15 protein-coding genes and 2 pseudogenes are annotated in these 18,755 nt (G+C 64.7%); 5 read left to right on the top strand and 12 right to left on the bottom strand.

The window, feature by feature from the left end:
• Positions 1-29 precede the first annotated feature (29 nt).
• The 3 genes from ACF8R4_RS08515 to ACF8R4_RS08505 all read right to left on the bottom strand — a co-directional run bounded on the left by ACF8R4_RS08515 (position 30) and on the right by ACF8R4_RS08505 (position 4,063).
• A complete protein-coding gene (locus ACF8R4_RS08515) occupies positions 30-1,604 on the bottom strand; it encodes an aldehyde dehydrogenase (NADP(+)) (RefSeq protein ID WP_060497262.1) in 1,575 nt (524 codons plus the stop codon).
• A gap of 133 nt (positions 1,605-1,737) precedes the next feature.
• Entirely contained in the window at positions 1,738-2,727 is a 990-nt protein-coding gene (araD1, locus tag ACF8R4_RS08510; RefSeq protein ID WP_060497263.1) for an AraD1 family protein, read from the bottom strand.
• A gap of 28 nt (positions 2,728-2,755) precedes the next feature.
• On the bottom strand, positions 2,756-4,063 hold the full coding sequence (locus ACF8R4_RS08505; protein ID WP_060497264.1) for an MFS transporter: 1,308 nt from the start codon (positions 4,061-4,063) through the stop codon (positions 2,756-2,758).
• 185 nt (positions 4,064-4,248) lie between these two features.
• Here ACF8R4_RS08505 and ACF8R4_RS08500 point away from each other — a divergent pair, with 185 nt between their 5' ends.
• Positions 4,249-5,982: an IlvD/Edd family dehydratase gene (locus ACF8R4_RS08500; protein ID WP_060497265.1), complete on the top strand. Its 1,734-nt coding sequence runs from the start codon at positions 4,249-4,251 to the stop codon at positions 5,980-5,982.
• A gap of 416 nt (positions 5,983-6,398) precedes the next feature.
• Positions 6,399-7,121: a FadR/GntR family transcriptional regulator gene (locus ACF8R4_RS08495; RefSeq protein ID WP_392492190.1), complete on the top strand. Its 723-nt coding sequence runs from the start codon at positions 6,399-6,401 to the stop codon at positions 7,119-7,121.
• A 117-nt stretch (positions 7,122-7,238) separates the two neighbouring features.
• On the opposite strand, the pseudogene ACF8R4_RS08490 reads toward ACF8R4_RS08495, so the two are convergent.
• A pseudogene (locus ACF8R4_RS08490) lies at positions 7,239-7,712 on the bottom strand (helix-turn-helix domain-containing protein); the annotation flags it as partial.
• Between the two features lie 328 nt (positions 7,713-8,040).
• On the opposite strand from ACF8R4_RS08490, the gene ACF8R4_RS08485 reads away from it, so the two are divergent.
• The 3 genes and pseudogenes from ACF8R4_RS08485 to ACF8R4_RS08475 all read left to right on the top strand — a co-directional run bounded on the left by ACF8R4_RS08485 (position 8,041) and on the right by ACF8R4_RS08475 (position 9,725).
• A complete protein-coding gene (locus ACF8R4_RS08485; RefSeq protein ID WP_392492188.1) occupies positions 8,041-8,202 on the top strand; it encodes a hypothetical protein in 162 nt (53 codons plus the stop codon).
• A pseudogene (locus ACF8R4_RS08480) lies at positions 8,192-8,357 on the top strand (oxidoreductase); the annotation flags it as partial. The gene ACF8R4_RS08485 and the pseudogene ACF8R4_RS08480, both read left to right, overlap by 11 nt.
• Positions 8,358-9,434: 1,077 nt before the next feature.
• Positions 9,435-9,725: a c-type cytochrome gene (locus ACF8R4_RS08475; RefSeq protein WP_392492186.1), complete on the top strand. Its 291-nt coding sequence runs from the start codon at positions 9,435-9,437 to the stop codon at positions 9,723-9,725.
• Positions 9,726-9,768: 43 nt separating this feature from the next.
• Here ACF8R4_RS08475 and ACF8R4_RS08470 read toward each other — a convergent pair whose 3' ends face one another.
• From ACF8R4_RS08470 to ACF8R4_RS08435, 8 genes are all read right to left on the bottom strand, one after another.
• Entirely contained in the window at positions 9,769-10,956 is a 1,188-nt protein-coding gene (locus ACF8R4_RS08470; RefSeq protein WP_104834508.1) for a CynX/NimT family MFS transporter, read from the bottom strand.
• A complete protein-coding gene (locus ACF8R4_RS08465) occupies positions 10,946-12,169 on the bottom strand; it encodes an acyl-CoA dehydrogenase family protein (protein WP_164524668.1) in 1,224 nt (407 codons plus the stop codon). The genes ACF8R4_RS08470 and ACF8R4_RS08465 overlap by 11 nt, the downstream gene beginning before the upstream one ends.
• A 9-nt stretch (positions 12,170-12,178) precedes the next feature.
• Positions 12,179-13,828: a class I adenylate-forming enzyme family protein gene (locus ACF8R4_RS08460; protein WP_392492184.1), complete on the bottom strand. Its 1,650-nt coding sequence runs from the start codon at positions 13,826-13,828 to the stop codon at positions 12,179-12,181.
• A complete protein-coding gene (locus tag ACF8R4_RS08455; RefSeq protein WP_156867910.1) occupies positions 13,825-15,639 on the bottom strand; it encodes a CoA transferase in 1,815 nt (604 codons plus the stop codon). The genes ACF8R4_RS08460 and ACF8R4_RS08455 overlap by 4 nt, the downstream gene beginning before the upstream one ends.
• Positions 15,636-15,914: a MoaD/ThiS family protein gene (locus tag ACF8R4_RS08450; protein ID WP_060497275.1), complete on the bottom strand. Its 279-nt coding sequence runs from the start codon at positions 15,912-15,914 to the stop codon at positions 15,636-15,638. Before ACF8R4_RS08450 ends, ACF8R4_RS08455 begins: the two co-directional genes overlap by 4 nt.
• A 51-nt stretch (positions 15,915-15,965) precedes the next feature.
• Positions 15,966-16,391 carry a Mov34/MPN/PAD-1 family protein gene (locus ACF8R4_RS08445; protein ID WP_156867909.1) on the bottom strand — a complete coding sequence of 142 codons (426 nt, stop codon included), beginning with the start codon at positions 16,389-16,391 and terminating at the stop codon, positions 15,966-15,968.
• Between the two features lie 16 nt (positions 16,392-16,407).
• Complete coding sequence (moeB, locus tag ACF8R4_RS08440; protein WP_156867908.1) at positions 16,408-17,571, bottom strand: molybdopterin-synthase adenylyltransferase MoeB; 1,164 nt, start codon at positions 17,569-17,571, stop codon at positions 16,408-16,410.
• A gap of 106 nt (positions 17,572-17,677) precedes the next feature.
• A complete protein-coding gene (locus tag ACF8R4_RS08435) occupies positions 17,678-18,616 on the bottom strand; it encodes a helix-turn-helix transcriptional regulator (protein ID WP_392492181.1) in 939 nt (312 codons plus the stop codon).
• Between the last annotated feature and the right edge of the window lie 139 nt (positions 18,617-18,755).

Genomic DNA, 18,755 nt, shown 5'->3' with positions numbered 1-18,755 from the left:
CCGGCAGGTATACCGCGACAGCGCCTGCGTCAGACAAGCGCCTCACGGCTGTGCTGACCGTCTACCAACCGCTGCAGACCGAGCGGGTTAGCGTTTTTCAGGGCATCGGGCAGCAGCACGTCCGGGTAATCCTGGTAGCACACCGGGCGCAGGAACCGGTCGATGGCCAGGGTACCGACCGAGGTACCGCGGGCATCGGAAGTGGCTGGGTACGGCCCGCCATGTACCATCGCATCGCATACTTCGACACCGGTCGGGTAGCCGTTGACCAACAGGCGCCCCGCCTTGCGCTGCAGAACCGGCACCAGCGCAGCAAAGCGCTGGAAGTCTTCCGGCTCGGCGATGAGGGTGGCGGTCAGTTGCCCGTGCAGGGCTTGCAGAGCGCGGCGCAGTTCGGCTTCGTCGGCCACTTCGACCACCACCGTGGCAGGCCCGAAAACCTCCTCCTGAAGTAACTCGTCGCCGTTGAGCAACAGGCTTACATCGGCCTGGAACAGCTGTGCCTGGGCCTGCTCGCCGGCTTGTTCGGCACCGGCCAGGTGGCGCAGGCCCGGGTGCTGGTGCAGGCGCTGCACGCCGCTGGCATAACTGCGCAAGGTACCGGCATTGAGCATGGTCTGCGCGGGCTGGTCAGCCAGTTGCGCGCCCAGTACCGCAACGAAGGCGCTGAACGCCTCGCCAGCGATGCCGATGACCAGCCCGGGGTTGGTGCAGAACTGCCCGCAACCCAGCACCACCGAGGCGGCCAATTCCTTGGCCACCTGCTCGCCACGGGCCTGCAACGCTGCGGGCAACACCAGCACTGGGTTGATGCTGCTCATTTCAGCGAACACCGGGATCGGTTGCGGGCGCGCCGCCGCCAGGTCGCACAGGGCACGGCCGCCCTTGAGCGAACCGGTAAAGCCCACGGCCTGGATCGCCGGGTGGCGTACCAGCGCTTCGCCGACACCGGCACCGTAGATCATGTTGAACACACCCGCAGGCATACCGGTTGCTACCGCTGCACGCTCGATGGCCTCGGCCACCCGCTCGGCAGTGGCCATATGGCCGCTGTGCGCCTTGACCACGACCGGGCAGCCGGCAGCCAGCGCTGCTGCGGTGTCGCCGCCGGCGGTGGAGAAAGCCAGTGGGAAGTTGCTGGCGCCGAACACGGCCACCGGCCCCACACCGGTGCGGTACTGGCGCAGGTCGGGGCGTGGCAGCGGTTGGCGCTGTGGCTGCGCGCGATCAATGCGCGCCCCCAGGTAGTCGCCACGGCGCAGCACCTTGGCGAACAGGCGCATCTGGTTGCTGGTACGGCCACGCTCGCCCTGAATGCGCCCAGCCGGCAACGCGGTCTCGCGGCACACGGTGGCGACGAAGGTATCGTCCAGCGCATCCAGCTGGTCGGCAATGGCATCAAGAAACTGCGCGCGGCGCTCTGGCGCCAAGGCGTTGTACTCGGCAAATGCCGCTTCGGCCGCCAGTGCTGCGGCAGCCACCTCTTCAGGGGTGGCCTGGGCAAAGGCCAAAGGTAATGCTTCGCCGGTGCGCGCATCGAGGCTGTGCAGGCGTACGCTGCCGGCAGCACTGCGCTGGCCGCCAATGAAGTTGCTTCCAGACATGGTTGACTCCTGTAACAAAGAAAGAAGGCGCTAAGGCACTTCATGCAGGCCCTTGTAGGAGCGGCTTCAGCCGCGAACACCGGCGCAGCCGGTGCCATGCACCGCGCCGGGTTCTTCGCGGCTAAAGCCGCTCCTACAGGCTTTTCACCAGGCCTGGGCGAACCTGCCCGGACGCGGCTGCAATGCCGTTGCGCAGCGGTTGGCCAAAGGCGTCAAGGCTGACCTCGAAGGTATCGCCCGGGCGGGCCTGGATGCCGTCGGCAAACGACAGCGTGGCGGTACCCAAATAATGCACATGGATATCGCCAGCTCGCAGAAACTGGCCGTACTTGAAGTGATGGAACTCAAGGTTCTCGAAGCTGTGGCACATGTTCTGCTCGCCCGAAAGAAACGGCTTGCTCCACAGCTCCTGGCCATCTCGCAGGATGCGGCTGGTGCCTTCCAGGTGGGCCGGTAAAGCACCCAGGCGCAGCTCTGGGCCGAAGCTGCAGGCACGCAGCTTGGAGTGCGCCAGGTACAGGTAATTGCGCCGCTCCATAACATGGTCGGAGAACTCGTTGCCCAAGGCGTAGCCCAAGCGGTAAGGCGTGCCGTCGGCACCGATCAGGTACAGCCCGACCAACTCTGGCTCCTCGCCCGCATCTTCGGCAAAGGCCGGCAGCGGCAGGTCGGCGCCGGGGCGCACGACGATGCCGCCGTCGCCTTTGTAGAACCACTCCGGCTGCGCCCCCTCTTCACCCGCTGGCGGTCGCCCGCCCTCTAGCCCCCACTGGAACATGCGCATGCTGTCGGTCACGGCACCTTCGGCTTGCTGCTGGTGCATCTTGTCGCGGGTGGCGGCGCTGCCCAGATGGGTAAGCCCGGTACCGGTAACCAGGCAGTGAGCCGGGTCTGGATGGTCCAGCGGTGGCAACACACGGCCTTCAGCCAACAGGGCCAAGTAGTCGTGGCGCTCGCCCAGGCCGGCGGCCTGCACTTCGCTGGCCAGGTCACGACCTGCGGCAATGGCCTGCAACGCCAGTTCACGGGTGCTGTTGGCGCCAGATACTTCAAGGGCGTACTCGCCTTCCACCACGCCCACACGGCGCTGGCCGCCAGCGGTTTCGAATTGAATCAGTCGCATGCTTGTGCTCGCTTATCGGTTGCAAGAATTAGCGGGAGGCCTCGGCCGCCCGCGTGGAAGCCAAGCGCTGGCGGCGCTCCAGGCGGTTGTAGACCACGCCCGTGAGCAACACCCCGCACAGCATCACCAGCGCCAGGAAATACAGGCCCGACGACAGCTGCCCGGTGTATTCCTTGAGCGCGCCGATGCCGAACGGGCCAAGGTAGCCGCCAAGGTTGCCGATCGAGTTGATCAAGGCGATGCCCGCCGCCGCGCTAGCACCGGAGAAGAACCGCCCCGGCAGCGTCCAGAAGATGGCCGTGCAGGAGAACAGCGCGAACGCCACCAGGCACAGCGCGGCCAACTGCAGCACAGGCATGGTCAGCCAGGCGCTGAAGAACAGGCCGATGGCACCCAGTGCGTACAGCAGACCAAGGTGGCCATAGCGATCGTTGAGGCGGTCGGAGCTGCGTGGCACGATCAGCAGGCCGATGATGCCGAACAGGTAGGGCACCGCCGAGACAAAACCGGTGACCAGGTCACTGCCGCCAAACTGGTGGATCAGCGTGGGCAGCCACAGGCCCAGGCCATAAATGCTCAGGGTCATCGGCAAGTAGAACAGCGCCAGCAACAGCACCCGGCCATCTTTCAGGGCATGCAGCGGGTTGCCATGACGGGTCTGGCCGAACTCGCGCAGGTCGTTGGCCAACTGCTCCTGCAGCCAGTTGCGTTGCTCGTCGCTGAGCCAGCGCACCTTGGCAGGCCCGTCCGGTAGCAGGCGCAGCGTGGGCCAGGCCAACAACACCGCCGGCGTGCCGATGCAGATGAACAGCCACTGCCAGCCATGTAGGCCGTAGATGCCCTCAAGCCCCAACAGCGCGCCGGACAACGGCCCGGTGATCAGCATGGCCAGTGGCTGCGAGAGGATGAAGAAGCCCAGGATCTTGCCGCGATGGCGCACCGGGTACCACTGGGTGATGTAGTACAGCACGCCAGGGAAGAAGCCTGCCTCGGCGGCCCCGAGCAAGAAGCGCATCACGTAGAAGCCGTTAGGCCCGGTGACAAACGCCATACCAACGGTGATCGCGCCCCAGGTCACCAGGATACGGGCGAACCACCGACGTGCGCCAAAGCGATCGAGCAACAGGTTGCTCGGCACCTCGAACAGAAAATAACCGATGAAGAACAGCCCGGCGCCAAGGCCATAGGCAGCGTCACCCAGGCCGATATCGGCGCCCATGTGCAGCTTGGCAAAGCCCACCGCCGAGCGATCGACATAGGCCACCAGGTAAAGCAGAACCAGAAAAGGGATGAGTTTCAGTGTGATCAGGCGGACGAGCCGCTGCTCCTGAATCATGGCGATGTCTCCAATTGTTCTTGTAATGGGCACAGCACCTGGCCGGGGCTTTTTGGCAGACCGCTAACCTGGCGAATCGATCATATAGTATTACTATTTAAAACAACAACCCTTCACAGATGCCTTTTTAGTCGGTAGAGTCAGCCACATAACGACAAATAGTAATACTAATTAGGTGTCCCGCCATGTCTGATAAAAAACACCCCCTGCGCTCTGCCCAATGGTTTGGTACCGCCGACAAGAACGGCTTCATGTACCGCAGCTGGATGAAGAACCAGGGCATCCCGGACCACGAATTCCAGGGCAAGCCGATCATCGGCATCTGCAACACCTGGTCGGAGCTGACCCCGTGCAACGCCCACTTCCGCAAGATTGCCGAGCATGTGAAAAAGGGCGTGCTGGAGGCTGGCGGCTTCCCGGTGGAGTTCCCGGTGTTCTCCAGCGGCGAGTCCAACCTGCGCCCCACTGCCATGCTCACCCGCAACCTGGCGAGCATGGATGTGGAAGAAGCGATTCGTGGCAACCCGGTAGACGCCGTGGTGCTGCTGACCGGCTGCGACAAGACCACCCCGGCGCTGCTGATGGGCGCTGCCAGCTGCGACGTGCCAGCGATCGTGGTTACCGGTGGGCCGATGCTCAACGGCAAGCACAAGGGCAAGGACATTGGCGCCGGCACCATCGTCTGGCAGATGCACGAGGCCTATAAAGCCGGCCAGATCGACCTCAACGAGTTCCTCTCGGCCGAGGCCGGCATGTCGCGCTCCGCGGGCACCTGCAACACCATGGGCACCGCGTCGACTATGGCCTGCATGGCCGAGGCGCTGGGCACCTCGCTGCCGCACAACGCCGCCATCCCGGCGGTGGATGCACGGCGCTATGTACTCGCCCACCTGTCGGGCATGCGCATTGTCGACATGGTCCGCGAAGACCTGCGCCTGTCGAAGATCCTCACCCGCGAAGCTTTTGAGAACGCCATCCGCGTCAACGCCGCCATTGGTGGTTCGACCAACGCCGTGATCCACCTGAAGGCGATTGCCGGACGCATTGGCGTAGACCTGCAACTGGAAGACTGGACCCGCGTCGGCCGTGGCACCCCTACCTTGGTCGACCTGCAGCCCTCGGGCCGCTTCCTGATGGAAGAGTTCTACTACGCGGGCGGCCTGCCGGCGGTCATCCGCCGCCTGGGCGAACATGGCCTGCTGCCCAACCCAACCGCGCTGACCGCCAATGGCAAGAGCCTGTGGGACAACTGCCAGGCTGCGCCGCTGTATGACGAAGAAGTCATCCGCCCGATCGACAAACCGCTGGTGGCCGATGGCGGCATCTGTATCCTGCGCGGCAACCTGGCGCCCAAGGGCGCGGTACTCAAGCCATCGGCGGCAACACCGGCACTGATGCAGCACCGTGGCCGCGCCGTGGTGTTTGAAAACTTCGAGGACTACAAGGCACGCATCAACGACCCTGAGCTGGAGGTGGACGCCAACTCGGTGCTGGTGATGAAGTACTGCGGGCCCAAGGGCTACCCGGGCATGGCCGAGGTCGGCAACATGGGCTTGCCCGCCAAGCTGCTGGCCCAGGGCGTGACCGACATGGTGCGTATTTCCGACGCCCGCATGAGCGGCACCGCCTACGGTACCGTGGTGCTGCACGTGGCGCCCGAGGCGGCGGCAGGCGGGCCATTGGCAGTGGTACGCGAAGGTGACTGGATCGAGCTGGATTGCAAGGAAGGCCGGCTGCACCTGGACATTTGCGCCGAGGAACTGGCCGGCCGCCTGGCCGACCTGCAAGCCCCGCCGCAGTTGATCAGCGGCGGTTATGCGAAGCTGTACCTGGACCACGTGATGCAGGCGGATGAAGGGTGCGACTTTGACTTCCTGGTTGGCTGCCGCGGCGCGGCAGTGCCCAAGCATTCGCACTGAGGCTGAGGGTGGTGGGGGCGTCAAAGGGTTTGGCTGTGGATGCTTTGCGCCTGTGAGATCGAGCGCCGCCCGCGCGGCGCATCGCGAGCTGCGCTCGCTCCTACGTTTGTTTCGGGCCAATTATTTCTGTGGGATTTGCGCGCGTACGCCTTGGCGCATGGCTCGATATCACGTCGTACAAACAAGGCGGTCGCGCGCACCTGTCACAGGCGTTACTGGCCCGAAACAAACGTAGGAGCGAGCGCAGCTCGCGATGCGCCGCGTGGGCGGCGCTCGATCTCACAGGCGCTGCACATGCCACGTCGAACCACCTGCCGCCCGAACATCTCAAAACAGCGCCCCCCCGAACACAAGGCCGCCCCTCACCCACTAATGCTATGATGCCCACCCCGCCCGAAGGACCACCCGCGCCCCCCATGAACTACCGCCAGCCCACCACGCGCAAAAGCATGCATGCCACCCTGGTCCAGGACCTCGGCCTGCAAATCGTATCCGGCCAACTCGCACCTGGGCAAAAGCTGCCCTCCGAGGCCAGCCTGTGCGAAAGCTACGCGATCAGCCGGCCAGTGTTTCGCGAAGCGATGCGCGCCCTTACCGCCAAGGGCCTGGTCGAAGCCCGCCCGCGGGTCGGCACCCTGGTGCGGCCCCGCCAAGACTGGCACATGCTCGATCCCGACGTGCTGCACTGGCTGATGCAGGCCACCCCGCAAAAAGACTTCTTCAACACCTTGTCCAGCGTACGTTGGGTCATTGAACCCGCCGCCGCCGCACTGGCCGCCACCAACGCCACCGCCGAGGATGTCGAGTCGATCGGCGAGGCCTACCAGCGCATGGAAGCTGCCCGCACCCATGAAGAGCGCCTGCAACCCGACCTGGACTTCCATGCCCGCATCGCCGACGCCACCCACAACGACCTGCTGGCCTACCTGTGCAACATGCTGTCAATGGTCCTGCGCGAATCGGTGCGCTATTCCAACCAGCGGCCAAACTTTGACCAGCTCGCCCTGCCCCGGCACAAGGCGATCCTTACGGCAATCCAGAACGGCGACGCGCTCGGGGCGCGGCATGCATCGCTGGTACAGCTTGAAGATGCACGCGTGGCGTTGAGCAAGGTGTTGGGGCAAGACCCGACTAGCTGAGCATGCGAGCGGAAATCCAACCTGGAGATCACGGCTCTCGCTCGTCAAGGCGACTTAACCGGACGCTTACTTTTGTGGGGCCTCTTGCAAAGCCTAGAACACAGATGGCGGCCATAGTTACCCCCCACTTCCTCGCAACAATGTACGCGGCGCCACCCCAAAAGCCTTCCGAAACGCATGGCTAAAATGCGAAAAATCCGTAAATCCAAACTCCAGCGCGGCCTGCGACACACTCCTAACCTGCCCACACTCAATCGCCGCGCGGCTAGCATTCAGCCGCTCCTTCCAAATCTCGGCAACCGGCGACTTCTGATGCAGAGCAAACGCCCGGGTCACCGTCCGTGTCGACACGTGGTGCGCCACAGCAATCGTCTCGATGGACAGCTCCGGCTCAGTCAAATGCTGCTGAATGTAGCTCATCATCCGTCCATACAAATCCAGCTCTTGATGGGTGGTTTTTAGGTCCTGCAGCTCCAGGCTGAGCACCAGCAAATCAATAATGGTGTTGGAATAGCGCTGAGAGATCCCTTCCCCCTCCAGCAGAGCCACTGAACTGGCCGCCTGGCCAATCATCTGCCGCAGGGCGCTCACCTTGATGCAACTACGGGAGATAATGGGGCACTGTAACCGCCGGTGGTACAGGCAATAAACACGCCAGTGGCCGACGTCGGCGCGAAGGTGCCTATGCCGTGATTGCTTCTGCGCGAACCTCTTAACAGCATCAACTCCCCTCTCCATTTCAGGGCACAAATCCGGTTTGGCGTTGTGCGCCGCACCATTGCGGTTCGTGGGCAAGCGGATGTTTTCGCCCTGTGTTTTCCAACCAAACGGTTGGCCTTCCTAACAAAGCGGGGCTGGCAAGTCCTGCCTAACTTTGGCCTTACGGCAATTCAGCAACCCATGCCGATGAGGTGAGCCCATGCAGTTCAAACAACAACAGCAAGTGGCCGACGAGTTCAAGTGGCTGCATATGCGCGACCTGGCACCCGAAGAGAACCTCCTGAGCAGCCAGCCCGTCAAGCCGGGCGATCGTGTCGCCGGCCTGATGCTGCGTGCGGCTGAAGGGGGCGGTAGTTCGTAAGTTCCCCATAGTGCCAGGCATCGACCGCGCGGGCATTATCGAAGCGAGTGACGATCCGCGATACAAGCCAGGCGATGCTCAATGGCTGGGGAGTGGATGAAAGCCATTGGGACAGGCTTGCACCAAAGGCGAGACCCAACGGCGACTGGCTTATCTCTCCATACAGCTCCCCACAGAGCGGCGCCGTCCAGCGCCCATTACCTGGCCGACTAGACGACCTCCCGGCGTCGGCGCGAGGCATAGGCCATCTGACTGAGCACTGCCGCGCGCCCATCGGGATCCTCGGGCAGGGCCACCTGGTCGTCCAGTTCGGACACCCAGACCTGTGGTAGCCCGCCCATCACTCCTTCCTGCACCACCACGACTGCGCATACAGCACGCCGTCGATCTCTTCTATCCCGTTGATGTTGATACCAAGCTGGGCCATGCCGTTGACCTTGGCATCGTGCAGTCGAGGGATGATGTCTGGCCCTGGAGAAAAGTCATTTCATCCCACGAAAAAATGGGAGCAATAGAGACGAGAGCAGATCACACTTATAAATACTTCGAGATAACCCGCCAATCGGTTGCGGACTCCAAGGCCCGACTGTCTAAGCTTCTGGTAGTGTCGATGACGATGAAAGGCATGAGTTTTCTCCAGGCAACAAAATACCGCCGGGTGGCGGTTGGTTTGTGAGCGCTCCATGAACCCCACATTTCAAGCGCTTATCTGATGTTCGATGCGAACGCAGAGTCCGTGCGACGCTCACTATGCCTGCAAGGAACCGCTGCCTCGAAAAATCTGGCAGCTAGCAGCCAAGAGCGGCCCTTTCACACCTGGAATCATTTTGCGAGGTTCGGTCCATGAAAAGCGCACGAAAACTGTTTGCAATGGCGTTGGCAGTATCGTTGGTGGCTCCAGGTTACCTGCGGCCGCCACCGATACCATTCGCCAGCTCAGCGACCACATCCTGCTCTGAAGGCCATGAACCGAGGCAAGAACCAAGCCGGGGCTGGTGACCAGCCCCGGCTTTTTTTTGGCCCGGTGAAAACCCTGCCAAGAGCAAAACACCGGGCCAATTTCAAATTAGCACGGCACTCGACCACCCTCGACCTGCGACATCCTGCCGCACTCTTGCTGGCGATGCCGCCGGCACAGTCGATGCGCCAGGCCTGAGTCAAACTGTCGCACCTGACAGCTACCGACACTTACATAGACTCCGGCTTCGAATAAAAAACCTGAGAGGTCGGTCATGAAAAAAACATTTGCGGTGCTTGCCAGCCTGGCACTCGCCAGCGTGGCCCAGGCGGCCCAGGAGCCAGAGGCGGTGTTCAACCGCGCCTGCCAGATGTGCCACAACGGCCAACTGCCCATGGCCCCGAAAAAGGGCGACCAGGAAGCCTGGAAGCCTCGCCTGGCCAAGGGCAACGACGTACTGGTCAAGCATGTCACCGAAGGCTTCAACGCCATGCCACCGCGAGGCCTGTGCATGGACTGCACCGCCGAGGATTACCAGGCAGTGATCGACTACATGTCCAAGTGATGCGGCCACCCGTGCCGTGCCCGGCACCGCACGGGTGACACCCCTAACGGCGCTCCGCCCGGCGCCAGGCCCTTAGCCACAGGCACAGCAGCATCCCCAACAACAACGCCACGATCATCGTGTCCAGGACCAGGCCGTAGCCCCGAGCCCGCAGCAGTGCGCCGAACAGCGGCGGCCCCAGCGCGAAGCCCGCAAAGAACCCCACCGACAGCAGGCTCGCCGAAGCCGCCGGCGCGCCGAATGCGCGATCGCGCAGGACCATGCTCATGGCCACCGCGTTGGTCGCCACCGCCGTCAACCCCATGCCGATGCTGCCGACCCAGAGCCAGATCCAGGCTTGCGGCGTGGCCCGGCTCAGGCTGAACACCGCCAGCGCCGCCAACGCGCACAGCGCACCCAGCATCAGGCTCTCGTCGCGCAGCCGCGCCGCCAGGGGTGTCAGCAACACCCTCGCGACGATGCCCATCACGCCGAACACCGCCACCAACGAACCCGCCAGCACCGCCGGCACCCCCTGGGCACGGGCGAACACGCCCAGGTAGGTCACGAACGATGACAGGGCGATGGCCACGCTGCACTGCACGGCCATCAACAGCGCCAGCCCGGCCGAGGGCCGGCACAGGGTGGTCGAGGCGCCGCGAGCACGGCCCGGTAAGCCCGGTAGATGACGCCAGACCGTCCAGCCCAGCAGCAACGCCAATGGCGCGAACAGCACCAGCGCCACCCGCCAGCCCAGGTACTGGGCCAACAGCGGCAAGAGTAGCCCCGCGAACAGCGCCGACACTTGCACGCCGGCCTGTTTGAAACCCACGGTCGCGGCCCGCTCGGCCACGGGAAACTGTTCAGCGATCAGCAGGTTGGTGGCCGGGTTGGCCAAGGCCTGGGCCACGCCACACACGGCCAGCGCCAGCACCAGCCCGAGAAACCCCGGCAATACGCCAGCCAAGGTGTAGGCCGCGGCGCAACAGCCGAATAACAGCCCCAGCGCCCGACGCCCGCCCAGCCGTTCGACGATGGCCCCGGCGCCCAACGACAGCAACGCAGCCAGGCCAAAAGCGCTCATGGTCAGGTAACCCAGCCAGTGTTCAGGTACCTGCAGGTCGGCAACCAGGAAAGGCCCCAGCGCGCCGATGGCATAGAACACCAGCATGGGCAGCGCCATGGCCGCGCCCAGCAAGCTGCGCAACAGCCAGGTGGAAGGCTGGCGGGTCAGCACGTGATCAGTCTGCATGGGGGCCGTCCTCGTCCGCTGAACCTGTCCAGTTCATGGGAGACGAAGAAGGCGCGGCAAAATTCACCCCGCCTCCTTCTTGATAGGCGTCGATCAGCTGTCGCCCCAGGGCGCTGACCAGCGCATCGTCGGTGCCATCCATGAAGTGAGTGGCGCGGGCATGCCGGTAGATCCCAGAGAGCGGCGTACCGTCGGTCAAGCCTTCGGCACCGTAAATCTGGATCGCCGAATCGACGTTCAGGCCCAGGGCCTGGGAAGCAGCCAGCTTGGCCAGGTTGGCCTCCACGTCATTGCTCCGGCCCTGGTCGAACCGGGTCGCGGCATCGTGCAGCAACGACCGCGCGGCATGGATGGCCTGGTACGCCTCGACCATGCGCAGGCGCACCAGTTGCTTGTCCGCCAGCCGCGCCAAGGCGCCACGGGGCGAGACGATGCGCGCCCCCATCAGGTCGAAGCAGCGCTGGGCCATGCCCAGCCAGTGTGCCGCACGCAGCAGCCGGCCCAGGGCAAGGCGCTCCTGGATCAGCGCGAATCCCTGGCCCACCTGGCCGAGCACCTGGTCCTCTGCGAGCCGGACCGCGTTCAGGCGTACCGGGGCTTGTCCCTGGTAGCGCCCCAGCACCTTCATCCGCTCACCAACCTCCACCCCCGGGGTGCCGGCAGGCACCACGAACAGGCTCAGGGCTCGCTCCACAGGCCCTTCGGCGGTGCGCGCCACCACGGTGATGAACGCTGCCTGCTCGGCGCGGCAGATGAACCACTTCTCGCCGTCCAGTTGCCAGTGGTCACCGCACCAACGGGCGCGCGTGGTCAGCGTCGCGGGTATCGAGCCGATGCTGTTCGGCTCGGACATGCCATAGCTGGCAAGCGCCTCCCCTGCCAGCACGGGCGCCAGCACCTCGCGCTGCAGCCGTGGGTTGGCGTGACGTAACATGTAGCCGTCCAGCACAGCTTCGGCGCCGAACACGGCCGGCCCGTATTCAGACCTGCCTTCCTGCTCGGCCAAGGGCAGGTAGTCGAGCAGCCGGCCTGGCGCCAGGCCGTTGGCCTGCCCCCACAAGCCGGCATCGCGAGCCGCCTGCTGCAGTTGTGCCAGACAGTCCTCGGCCTTGGCATCGCCTGCGTCCAGGCACGGTTCCAGCGGTAACAGCCGCTGGTCCACGAACCGGCGAATGCGCCGGGCCACGGGATGAAGTTGATCATGCTCAAGCATGCGCGCTCCTCAGCAGGCAATGTTCAGGGTGCGTTGCAGGAACGCCAGGTCGGCGGCCAACGCTTTCTTGTCCACCTTGCCGGCGGGGCTCAGGGGCAATTCGCGGTAGAAGCGCAGGTACTCCGGCCATTTGTTCTTCTCCAGGCCCTGATCGCCCAGGTAGTCGGTCAGGTGCTTCAGGGCAAAACGCCGGGCGCCCTGGCGCAGGCTCAGGCAGATGCACACGCGCTGGCCCAGTTCGGCATCGGCCACCGCCACGCAGGCGGCACTGACAACGTCCGGGTGCGCGGTGGCCACCCGCTCGATCTGCGCCGGGCTGATATTGGCGCCGCCGCGAATAATCACGTCCTTTTTGCGCCCGGCCAGCACCAGGTGTCCTTCCCCATCGATCAGCCCCAGGTCGCCGGTACACACCCAACCCTGTGCATCGCGATAGCGCTGATCGAGCTCGGGCGCGTTGACATACTGCATCGGGCTCAAGGGGCCGCGGGCCTTTATCTCGCCGACTTCGCCCGCAGGCAGTTCGTGGCCCTCGTCATCGACGATCTTGATCTGGCAGACGCTGGGGTTAGGCTTGCCAACGCTGTTCAACACTACATCCAGCGGGTCATCCGGCAGATTGTGGCAGTTGACCCCGTCGGCCGAGCCGTACAGGCTCACCACGGGGCAGCCGAACGCCTCGACACAGCGGCGGATGCTCTGCCCGTCGATCAATGCTCCGCCACTGACCAGCGCCACCAGACTACATCGATCTGCCTGGGTCAGTGCCGGCTCGGCGGCGATCCGCTGCAACATGGTTGGCACGGCGAACACATGAGTCGGGCGCAACTGCTCGATGGCTCGGATGGCATCTGCTACGTCAAAGTGCGCCAGCACCGCCAGCGAGCCCCCTAGCCAAGCCAGGCACCCGGCCGTGGCGGTGGAACCGAACGCCGAGCCCAGTGGCACCAGATACAGCCCGCGTAAAGCCTGCCCCTCTGGATGCAGGCGTTGCAGGAAGCGCCCGCGTCCGCCGACCAGCGCATTGTGTGAATAGGCCACCAGCTTGGGCTCGGACTCAGTGCCGGAAGACACCAGCAAGCGCGCTGGGCTGTTGGGACATACCTGGGGGCGCTCGGCCGCCGTCAGTGGTTCCGACTCCAGCAACCCGCTCAAGGTCGACCAGCCCTGACGCTCGTCGCCGTCGACCACCAGCACGCGCAAGCCCAGCAAGGTAGGGCGCAGCGATTCCACCACTGCACACAGGTCGACCTCGCCCTGGCAAGGCGCGACGATCACCGCCCGTGCACAGCAGCGCTTGAGCAAGGCTTCGATATCCAGCCGCCCGCGCCCTGGTGGGAACGGCGCGACCACCGCGCCCAGCACTGCAGCGGCCAGGTCGATGGCGCAGCACTGCCAGCCGTTGCCGAGTTGATAGGCGACCACATCACCCGCCACCACGCCACGCTCACGCAGGCCACGGGCCAGGCGCAGGGCCTGGTCGTGGAGCTGGCGGTAACTCACCTGCCCGTCCAGGGTCAGTACTGCCGGTTTCTCGGGCTCGGCCAGCGCGTGCGCCTCGAACAACTCGAACAACGGTCGGTCGGCGTACCAGCCGGCCTCGCGCCAGGCCTGCCTGACGGTGACGGGGACCAGATCGATGATGCCGGATTCGTTCATGTGAACCTCCATGGGGAAAGCACGCGGGTATAACGGCCAGGCGCGAGCCAAGGCACCAGGCGTGGGTCTTGTTGCAGTTCGGCAAGGTCCTGGCGGACGATCGCCACGGGCACGCCTGCGGCCAGCAACCGCGCCTGCCAGTGGGCAGCCGGCTGCCGGGCCAGTTGCAGCGCCAACGGCTCGCGCAGGGTCTGCCACGCGCACGGCATGGGGAAGTCGAACACGCGTGCGAGGGTTTCAAGGTGCTCAGGGGCGCAGCAGTCAATCGCCAGGCTGGCGTCCTGGCAGCGGAACACGCCCGCGCTCAGTGGGCGTGTACGCGTCATCCGCGAGCGGCACAGCAGATCGGCGGCTCCGAGCAACGAGCTGTCCACGCGCCCGGCATGGCCGTGCAGATGCCGGGCCAGCAGCGCGGCGACGATGCCCTGGGCGGCGATCACCCCGCCGAATACATCCAGTACGGTGAACAACGAGCCGCCGGGGTTGCCCTCGCCCTGGCCGATCAGGTGGGCGATGCCCGACCAGGCCTGCACGGTGAAGTCGGTGCCCGGTAGCCCGACGGGCACCTGGGCATTGCCCCAACCACCGGCGTAGGCATAGATCAACGCGGGATTGACCTGGGCCAGGTCCGCTTGATCGAGCGCCAGCTCCTCGGCCTTGCCAGGGGCCCAGTTGTGCAGGAACACATCCACCTCGGCGATGTTCCGACGCAGTTGCTCACGCTCGCTGGCCGACTTCAGGTCCAGTTCGACCACTGCCTTCAGGCCGTTGAGCGCATCGAAACGTACCGAACAGCCCTGCGCCAGCGGCGCCATGCCACGCAGCGGATCGCCGCCGGGCATTTCCAGGCGGGTTACCTGTGCCCCGAGCATCGCCAGCAAGTGGCCAGCCAACGGCCCCTGAATACGCCGGCACGACTCGATGACGCGCAAACCGCTTAATGGCAATACCTGATTGCATGGGCGTGACGGCACCGTCACCGGATGCAGACTGAACGACCAAGGCGTATCACCGACTGGTATCAGGGTATCGCGCTGGCAAGGTTGATGGACCGGCGTGACCGCCATTCCCACCGCCGTGCAGTGCTCGACGACCTGCGCGTAAGGCAGGTTCGCCAGCGTCCTACACAAAGTCTCTGGCATCGGTGAAATGGCGCGGGCATAGCGCAGCAGGAAGCCCTGCCAGCCTTTACTGCTGTCGGCCCGGGCAACGCCCAGGCCGTCCCAGAATGCCAACCACGGACCGGCGTCCAGGGTTTCCAACTCGAAAACCACGCCATCGGCACTGACGAAGGGTGGCCGCAAGCGGGCAGACGAGCACCCCGCTGGCAATCGCTCGGCACCCTCCTCGGCCGTTGCTCCAGCCAGGTACTGGCTGATGCACTGCAGACCGGCGCCTGGCAGCGACACGCTGCAGTCCGTCACCTGGCCACCGCGCAGACGCGCCAACGCCGTCGCCATCAACCCGGTCAATGCCAGGCTCGCGACCACATGAGCGAGATAGTCGAGGTCGATGGCCTGGGCCTGCCCACTGGCCCGGCCGTGCACCGCCATCAGTCCGCAGGCAGCCTGGAGGGTGAATTCGCTGATGGCCCGAGTCGCTTCGTCGTCCCAGCCGGTGAGTCGGCAATGCGTGGGGGCCAGCCCCTGACCTTGCAGGCAATAGATCTGTTCGCGTCCTGCGTCGGATACAGACTCGACGGCAATCCCCAGCGCCCTCGCCTGCATCGCCAGGGCTCGCTGCAAGGGATCATGCTCATCGGCGAACGCACCGAGCAGGCGACAGCCGTGCAGCGTCGCCGCTTGATTCATTGTGCACCGCCAGCGACGGCAGGCAGGATGGTGAGCTCATCGCGGTCGGCCACGACGGTGTCCAGATTGTCGAGGAAGCGGATGTCCTCGTCGTTGAGGTACAGGTTGACGAAGCGGTGCAATTGCTGCGCATCCATCAGCCGTGAGCGAATGCCCGGGTAGCGCCGTTCGAGGTCGTCGACGACCTCGCGCACCGTCGTGCCTTGCGCTTGCACGCGTTTGCTGTCCTGGGTGTAGCTGCGCAACAGGGTCGGAACACTGACAAAAACCGGCATGGCGTACTCCTCGGCCAATGGCCGATCAAATAAGGAAGGAGGCGGCGCGGCTCAGGCCGCGCGGGTATCGACGTCGACGATGCGCAGGCTCTCTTCGATCACCTGGCCATTGGCGATGCGGTAACTGCGCACCGGGTATTCGCAACCGCTGACGGTGGACAGGATCAGGTAGTGCGTGTGCGGCTCGTTGGCGAAGTCGATGTCGGCCCGGCTAGGGTAGGCATCGCTGGACGTGTGTGAGTGATAGATCACCACCGGCTCTTCTTGCTGCGCGTCCATTTCGCGCCACACCCGCAACTGCTCGCGTGGCTCGAACTGGAAGAAGGTCTGCGACCCGGCATGGTTGACCATGGGCACCCAACGCGAAGGCCGGTCAGTGCCTTGCCGGCCGGGCATCACGCCACAGGCTTCGAGGGGATGTTGCTGTTGTGCATGGGCAATGGCGGCATCGAGCAACGCCCTGGAAATGATCAGCATGGGAGGCTCCTTCCTTTCAGTACCGTGGCAGATCGGGTTCGACGTCATCGATCCAGGCCAGGATGCCGCCTTGCAGGTTCCGCACCTGGGTGAAGCCCAGTGCCTGCAATTGCAGCACTACCGCCCGGGAACGGGCGCCGGACTTGCAATGCACGACCAGGGGCGTATCGCTGGCGTAAAGGGCCTTGAGCTGCCCGGCCAACTGGTCGGTCTTGGGCATCAGGCGTGCGCCCTGGATATGCGCGATGTCCCATTCGGTCTGTTCACGCACATCGATGAGGACCACGGCCGGGTCTTCGCGCATCAGCCGGCTCAGTTCCATGGCACTGACCTGCGGCACCGTCACCGGGGCTTGCGATACACCGCTGCAGAAGGCCTGGTAGTCCTCCAATCGGGTAATGGGCAGCCGGTCCGGCGCGCGGCGCAGGCGGATCTGGCGGTAATTCATGTCCAGAGCGTCATAGACCATCAGGCGGCCCAGCAATGTGTCGCCGATGCCGGTGATCAGCTTGATCGCCTCGGTGGCCATGATCGAGCCGATCGACGCGCAGAGGATGCCCAGCACCCCACCTTCTGAGCAGGACGGCGCCAACTCCGGAGGCGGCGGTTCGGGGTAAAGGTCGCGGTAGTTGAGGCCCGCGCCGCCCGGCGCCTGTTCCCAGAACACCGTGACCTGGCCCTCGAAACGGAAGATCGAACCCCAGACATAAGGTTTGCCGGCCAGCACACAGGCGTCATTGACCAGGTAGCGAGTGGCGAAGTTATCGGTGCCGTCGAGGATCAGGTCGTATTCGGCGAACAACGCCAAGGCATTTTCCGGTTCCAGGCGCAGGGTGTGTCGACGCACGTTGACGAATGGGTTGAGGTCGGCGATGGCCTGGGCGGCGCTGTCGCTTTTGGCCTGACCCAAGGTGGACTGGCGGTGGATTATCTGGCGTTGCAGGTTGGACGCCTCGACCACGTCGAAATCGACGATGCCGAGCGTGCCGACGCCAGCGGCCGCCAGGTACAGCAAAGTCGGCGAGCCAAGCCCGCCGGCGCCGATGACCAGCACCTTGCTGCTCTTGAGCCGGCGCTGGCCGTCGAGCCCGACGTCGGGAATCAACAGGTGGCGGCTGTAGCGGGAAATCTCTTCGCTGCTCAGTTGGGCGCAGGCATCAACCAGTGCGGGAAGTTTCATCGTGAAGCTCCTTGGCTTAGGGCCTGCCTATTGTTCGCCAGACCAACGGGGGCGCCCATCCGTTGACGGCTTGGATTCATATGAATTGCGTTCTGATACGTATGGATTACGTCGGCACAGCGCCGCGCTTGCCGACCTCCTTGGGCGCAAAGCCGAAATAGCCACTGAAGGCCGCGCTGAAATTGCTGGGGTGGCTGTAGCCAACCCGGTAAGCCACCTGGGCGACCTGGCAGCCCTCTTGAAGCAAGACATGCGCGCGCCGCATGCGCAGGTCCAGCAGCATGCGATAAGGCGTGGTGTCGAACAGTGCATGAAAGCCCTGCTTGAGCTTCGCCGCACTGAGGCCGACACGGCGACACAGCAACGCAACGGTCAGGGGCTGGTCGAGCTCGTCGTGCAACAGTTGCCGGGCTTGCTCCAGTCGCTTGACCTGAGCAGCAGGCAACAGCGGCGTGGCCTGGGACGACACGGCCAGCTGGCGCAGGGGGTGGCTCAACAGGTTCAGCACATGCATGTGGATGTCCAGTGGCGCGCATTGCCCTTGCGCCAGGCGCGTGGCCAGAGCCTGGACGTGGCTACACGCATCACGGCTGGTAGCATGCTGCAGCAGCGGCGCCTCGCCCTGGCAATTCAGCAGGCGCCAAGCCTGCTGATCACCCAGGTAACGGCGCAAGGTGCGCTCACCGACGAGCAGGTGCAGACCACAAGCGCCCCTGCCGAACCTAAAGCGACTGGCCTGCTGTGGCGCGTGCAGCAATTGGGCGATGCTCTGCCCCGCCTCGAAACGCCAACAGCGGCCTTTGCGGTCGGCGTACTGCACATGGCCCTGCTCCAGGAACGTCAGACACAGCAGCGGCCCGCCGAGCAGTTCGCAGGTGCGCTGCACGCCGGTGCCCGAGTGGCTGGCATCGAGGCGCAACAGCAGCAGGTCGTCCTCGATGGCCAGTGTTTGTGGCGCGCTCGCCGGCACGGCGCGCAGCCGCTGCAACGGGGCATCCGGGGCAACGCGGCGCAGGTCGACGCTAGCGTATGCCACGCGTTTCATTCGCCACTTGCAAGGTAGCGTCCATCGCCGGCACTCCTCCATGAAGCGACGTGCGACCTTGCTGGCCCGCCACCCGCTCCGCTGGCTAACGGCTTGCGCGTTAAGCCCGCAAGCCACCTCTTCGGCCCTGTACCCTTTG

Source organism: Pseudomonas sp. FYR_2, assembly GCF_043106425.1.
GTDB classification, from domain to species: domain Bacteria; phylum Pseudomonadota; class Gammaproteobacteria; order Pseudomonadales; family Pseudomonadaceae; genus Aquipseudomonas; species Aquipseudomonas monteilii.
Note: the sequence above shows the minus strand (reverse complement) of the source record. Positions and strands in the feature narration are given on the sequence as shown.

Excerpts from the sequence above, each read along its gene's own strand:
- ACF8R4_RS08435 (WP_392492181.1), bottom strand. The coding sequence starts at position 18,616 with ATGAAACGCGTGGCATACGCTAGCGTCGACCTGCGCCGCGTTGCCCCG.
- ACF8R4_RS08475 (WP_392492186.1), top strand. The coding sequence starts at position 9,435 with ATGAAAAAAACATTTGCGGTGCTTGCCAGCCTGGCACTCGCCAGCGTG.
- ACF8R4_RS08460 (WP_392492184.1), bottom strand. The coding sequence starts at position 13,828 with ATGAACGAATCCGGCATCATCGATCTGGTCCCCGTCACCGTCAGGCAG.
- ACF8R4_RS08450 (WP_060497275.1), bottom strand. The coding sequence starts at position 15,914 with ATGCCGGTTTTTGTCAGTGTTCCGACCCTGTTGCGCAGCTACACCCAG.
- ACF8R4_RS08470 (WP_104834508.1), bottom strand. The coding sequence starts at position 10,956 with ATGCAGACTGATCACGTGCTGACCCGCCAGCCTTCCACCTGGCTGTTG.
- ACF8R4_RS08455 (WP_156867910.1), bottom strand. The coding sequence starts at position 15,639 with ATGAATCAAGCGGCGACGCTGCACGGCTGTCGCCTGCTCGGTGCGTTC.
- ACF8R4_RS08485 (WP_392492188.1), top strand. The coding sequence starts at position 8,041 with ATGCAGTTCAAACAACAACAGCAAGTGGCCGACGAGTTCAAGTGGCTG.
- ACF8R4_RS08495 (WP_392492190.1), top strand. The coding sequence starts at position 6,399 with ATGAACTACCGCCAGCCCACCACGCGCAAAAGCATGCATGCCACCCTG.
- moeB (WP_156867908.1), bottom strand. The coding sequence starts at position 17,571 with ATGAAACTTCCCGCACTGGTTGATGCCTGCGCCCAACTGAGCAGCGAA.
- araD1 (WP_060497263.1), bottom strand. The coding sequence starts at position 2,727 with ATGCGACTGATTCAATTCGAAACCGCTGGCGGCCAGCGCCGTGTGGGC.
- ACF8R4_RS08515 (WP_060497262.1), bottom strand. The coding sequence starts at position 1,604 with ATGTCTGGAAGCAACTTCATTGGCGGCCAGCGCAGTGCTGCCGGCAGC.
- ACF8R4_RS08500 (WP_060497265.1), top strand. The coding sequence starts at position 4,249 with ATGTCTGATAAAAAACACCCCCTGCGCTCTGCCCAATGGTTTGGTACC.
- ACF8R4_RS08445 (WP_156867909.1), bottom strand. The coding sequence starts at position 16,391 with ATGCTGATCATTTCCAGGGCGTTGCTCGATGCCGCCATTGCCCATGCA.
- ACF8R4_RS08505 (WP_060497264.1), bottom strand. The coding sequence starts at position 4,063 with ATGATTCAGGAGCAGCGGCTCGTCCGCCTGATCACACTGAAACTCATC.
- ACF8R4_RS08465 (WP_164524668.1), bottom strand. The coding sequence starts at position 12,169 with ATGCTTGAGCATGATCAACTTCATCCCGTGGCCCGGCGCATTCGCCGG.